General features: G+C 73.4%; 1 protein-coding gene and 2 pseudogenes. All 3 read left to right on the top strand.

The window, feature by feature from the left end; genetic code table 11:
* Nucleotides 1-236, top strand: a pseudogene (locus tag RM780_RS27595) (hypothetical protein); the annotation flags it as partial.
* The gene (locus RM780_RS27600; protein WP_311633637.1) at nucleotides 233-463 is read left to right on the top strand and encodes a hypothetical protein; all 231 of its coding nucleotides are present in this window, start codon (nucleotides 233-235) and stop codon (nucleotides 461-463) included. The pseudogene RM780_RS27595 and the gene RM780_RS27600, both read left to right, overlap by 4 nt.
* Before the next feature lie 10 nt (nucleotides 464-473).
* A pseudogene (locus tag RM780_RS27605) lies at nucleotides 474-691 on the top strand (ABC transporter permease); the annotation flags it as partial.

Below are 691 nucleotides of genomic sequence, written 5' to 3' on the forward strand. Positions count from 1 at the left end.
GGCTGACGGATCCCGTGCGGCTGCACGCGGCGTTGCTGGCGGCGACGTCGGTGCGGCCCCGGCCGGTGGAGAGTTACCGGTCGGCGGAGTGCCATATGCAGGCGCACCGGGAGTGCACGAAGGGGCAGGTGCCGCCGTCCCCGAAGGATCTGCCGGTGGTGTACCAGTCCTGCGACTGCTGGTGCCACGAGGACCGCCGCGCGGCGCTGGCGCGGTTCGAGGAGGGCGCGCGGTGAGCGGCATGCACGTGCCGGTGACCGTGGATGCCACCTCGGTGCGGGTGGGGGATCAACTGCTCGTGGGGGGCCAGGTGTTCACCGTCCGCGACATGACCGCCCTGCCGCGGGGCGGGAGGCGGCTGGACTTCCACGACGGGACCTCGTACACCATGCGACGCGCCACCGTCCTCTACGTCACCCGTCTCGTGGCCGTCCGAGGGAGAAAGCCCCGGCGGGCGTTCTAGGGTGGCCCGCGTGGTGGTCCTGGGGAAGGGGGATGCGGAGTTGGTGCCCGTCGGGGTGCCGTTGGCCGTGTTGTTGGGGGTGTTGCTCGTCGCGGCGGCGGGGGTGGCGGCCGTCGCGCATCTGGTGCGGGATGTCGGGCGGGGGTATGCGCGGGCGATCGTGGGGGCGGGGGTGCGGGCGGCCGTGCAGTTGGCCGTCGTGTCGTGGGCCATCGCGTGGGTGGTGGG

Origin of the sequence: Streptomyces boetiae, assembly GCF_031845405.1 — a bacterium.
GTDB classification, from domain to species: Bacteria; Actinomycetota; Actinomycetes; order Streptomycetales; family Streptomycetaceae; genus Streptomyces; species Streptomyces boetiae.